The organism is Actinomyces marseillensis, assembly GCF_900155605.1.
GTDB lineage: Bacteria > Actinomycetota > Actinomycetes > Actinomycetales > Actinomycetaceae > Pauljensenia > Pauljensenia marseillensis.
The window spans coordinates 1-3647 of the sequence record NZ_LT707419.1 but is presented as its reverse complement, the minus strand read 5'-3'; the positions used below and the strand labels follow the sequence as shown (position 1 = coordinate 3647).

Genomic DNA, 3647 nt, shown 5'->3' with positions numbered 1-3647 from the left:
GTGTCTCCCGGATTTACCTAGAAGACGGGCCACAACCTTAAATACGCCAAACCACCGGCGCACTGCAGCTACCTTTCTGCGTCACCCCTGTTAATACGCTTACCTCCACCACCGGGTCCCAAGACCAACCTCCACCCACACCCCGAAGGATACGAGTATTGGCCGGCAAAATTGGTTAGCATGATGATCTCAGTATTGGACGGTTGCTAGGCGGTACCAGAATATCAACTGGTTATCCATCGACTACGCCTGTCGGCCTCGCCTTAGGACCCGACTAACCCAGGGCGGATAAACCTAGCCCTGGAACCCTTAGTCAATCGGCGCTGCGGATTCTCACCGCAGATTCGCTACTCATGCCTGCATTCTCACTCCCACACAATCCACCAGAGGTTCCCCCCAGGCTTCACCTCATGCAGGACGCTCCCCTACCCAACAACACACCAACAATCATTCAATGACGCCAGCTATATGTGTTGCTGCCACAGCTTCGGCGGTACGCTTAAGCCCCGCTACATTGTCGGCGCGAAATCACTTGACCAGTGAGCTATTACGCACTCTTTCAAGGATGGCTGCTTCTAAGCCAACCTCCTGGTTGTCACCGCGACTCCACATCCTTTCCCACTTAGCGCACACTTAGGGGCCTTAGCTGATGATCTGGGCTGTTTCCCTCTCGACTACGAAGCTTATCCCCCGCAGTCTCACTGCCATGCTCAACCCTATTGGCATTCGGAGTTTGGCTGACGTCAGTAACCCACAGGGCCCATCGGCCATCCAGTAGCTCTACCTCCAACAGGAACCACACAACGCTGCACCTAAATGCATTTCGGGGAGAACCAGCTATCACGGAGTTTGATTGGCCTTTCACCCCTACCCACAGCTCATCCCCCAGGTTTTCAACCCTGGTGGGTTCGGTCCTCCACAAAGTCTTACCCTTGCTTCAACCTGGCCATGGGTAGATCACCCCGCTTCGGGTCCAGAACACGCGACAAACGCCATATTTCAGACTCGCTTTCGCTACGCATACCCCACACGGGTTAAGCACGCCACATGCCACTGACTCGCAGGCTCATTCTTCAAAAGGCACGCCATCACCCCACAAGGCTCTGACGGCTTAAAAGCATCCGGTTTCAGGTACTATTTCACTCCCCTCCCGGGGTACTTTTCACCATTCCCTCACGGTACTATGCACTATCGGTCACTCAGTAGTATTTAGGCTTACCAGGTGGTCCTGGCAGATTCACACGAGATTTCACGAGTCCCGCACTACTCGGGAACACAACCCACACAACATGTCACCGGCTGGCCTACGCGACTATCACGCACTACGGTCCCCCATCCCAAGAGGTTCAACCACCAACAACACACCATGCCCACCCCCGGCAGAAGGCGAACGATCATGCCCCACAACACCCCATGCGCAACGGCCGCCGCCTATCACACGCACAAGGTTTAGCCTCCTCCGCTTTCGCTCGCCACTACTCACGGAATATCTTCTCCTACGGGTACTGAGATGTTTCACTTCCCCGCGTTCCCCCCACCACCCTATTTCATTCAAGTGATGGTAACTGGCCATAACACCAGCTAGGTTCCCCCATTCGGAAATCCTTAGATCAACGCTCGCTCGTCAACTCCCTAAGGCATATCGCAGACCGCCACGTCCTTCATCAGCTCTGAGTGCCAAGGCATCCACCGAATGCCCACAAAAACTAAACAAAACCACAGACACAAAAAACAATAAAAGAAACAAAACCCTAAAACAAAAAAAATTTTAGAGAACAGGTTTCAATTGCAATAAAGATGCTCATCAACCACTATACAGATCACAAACAACACACCACACAACCACCAACACCAAAAAACCCGGTGCCAACAGTCGTGGGCTACTCGCCCAACAGGTGTTGAACGTGAACCCGACAGCATGCTTGCCTCTTGCACAACAATTTATGCCCAACCCAAAAACGCACCCACACCCACCACCCAAAAGGGGCAGCGTCCTAATGCAGGCACAAGAAACACACACAACCCGAAAAAACCCCAGGCCGTATGCATCCCCCAAATGGGCTCCCTAGAAAGGAGGTGATCCAGCCGCACCTTCCGGTACGGCTACCTTGTTACGACTTCGTCCCAATCGCCAATCCCACCTTCGACCACTCCCCCCAAACGGTTAGGCCATGGGCTTCGGGTGTTACCAACTTTCGTGACGTGACGGGCGGTGTGTACAAGGCCCGAGAACGTATTCACCGCAGCGTTGCTGATCTGCGATTACTAGCGACTCCACCTTCATGGGGTCGAGTTGCAGACCCCAATCCGAACTGAGACCGGCTTTAAGGGATTCGCTCCACCTCACAGTATCGCAACCCTCTGTACCAGCCATTGTAGCATGCGTGAAGCCCAAGACATAAGGGGCATGATGATTTGACGTCATCCCCACCTTCCTCCGAGTTAACCCCGGCAGTCCCCCACGAGTCCCCACCATAACGTGCTGGCAACATAGGGCAAGGGTTGCGCTCGTTGCGGGACTTAACCCAACATCTCACGACACGAGCTGACGACAACCATGCACCACCTGCACACGACCAACTAAATGCCACCACATCTCTGCAGTGCCGCCGTGCATGTCAAGCCTTGGTAAGGTTCTTCGCGTTGCATCGAATTAATCCGCATGCTCCGCCGCTTGTGCGGGCCCCCGTCAATTCCTTTGAGTTTTAGCCTTGCGGCCGTACTCCCCAGGCGGGGCACTTAAAGCGTTAGCTACGGCGCAGAAACCACGGGTGGCCCCCACACCTAGTGCCCAACGTTTACAGCGTGGACTACCAGGGTATCTAATCCTGTTCGCTCCCCACGCTTTCGCTCCTCAGCGTCAGTAACGGCCCAGAGACCCGCCTTCGCCACCGGTGTTCTTCCTGATATCTGCGCATTCCACCGCTACACCAGGAGTTCCAGTCTCCCCTACCGCACTCAAGTCTGCCCGTACCCACCGCACGCCCCCAGTTAAGCCAGAGGATTTCACGGCAGACGCGACAAACCGCCTACAAGCCCTTTACGCCCAATAATTCCGGACAACGCTCGCACCCTACGTATTACCGCGGCTGCTGGCACGTAGTTAGCCGGTGCTTCTTTACCCACTACCCTCACCACAACCTTGAGTTGCGGCTTGACCATGAGCGAAAGAGGTTTACAACCCGAAGGCCTCCATCCCTCACGCGGCGTCGCTGCATCAGGCTTTCGCCCATTGTGCAATATTCCCCACTGCTGCCTCCCGTAGGAGTCTGGGCCGTATCTCAGTCCCAATGTGACCGGTCACCCTCTCAGGCCGGTTACCCGTCAAAGCCTTGGTAAGCCATCACCCCACCAACAAGCTGATAGGCCGCGAGCCCATCCCCCACCAGAAAAAACCTTTCCACCACCCCCCATGCGAAGGACAGTGAATACCCGGTATTAGCAGCCGTTTCCGACCGTTATCCCAAAGAAGAGGGCAGGTTACTCACGTGTTACTCACCCGTTCGCCACTCATCCAGCCCAGCAAGCTGAGCCTTCAGCGTTCGACTTGCATGTGTTAAGCACGCCGCCAGCGTTCGTCCTGAGCCAGGATCAAACTCTCCGAACAAAACTGTAAAAACAATAAGCCCGGAAAACCCACCACAAAA

2 rRNA genes are annotated in these 3647 nt (G+C 54.9%); both read right to left on the bottom strand.

Annotated features, from left to right (window positions below):
- Positions 1-1713, bottom strand: a 23S ribosomal RNA gene (locus BQ8011_RS09035); the annotation flags it as partial.
- Between the two features lie 356 nt (positions 1714-2069).
- Positions 2070-3607, bottom strand: a 16S ribosomal RNA gene (locus BQ8011_RS00005).
- Positions 3608-3647 lie beyond the last annotated feature (40 nt).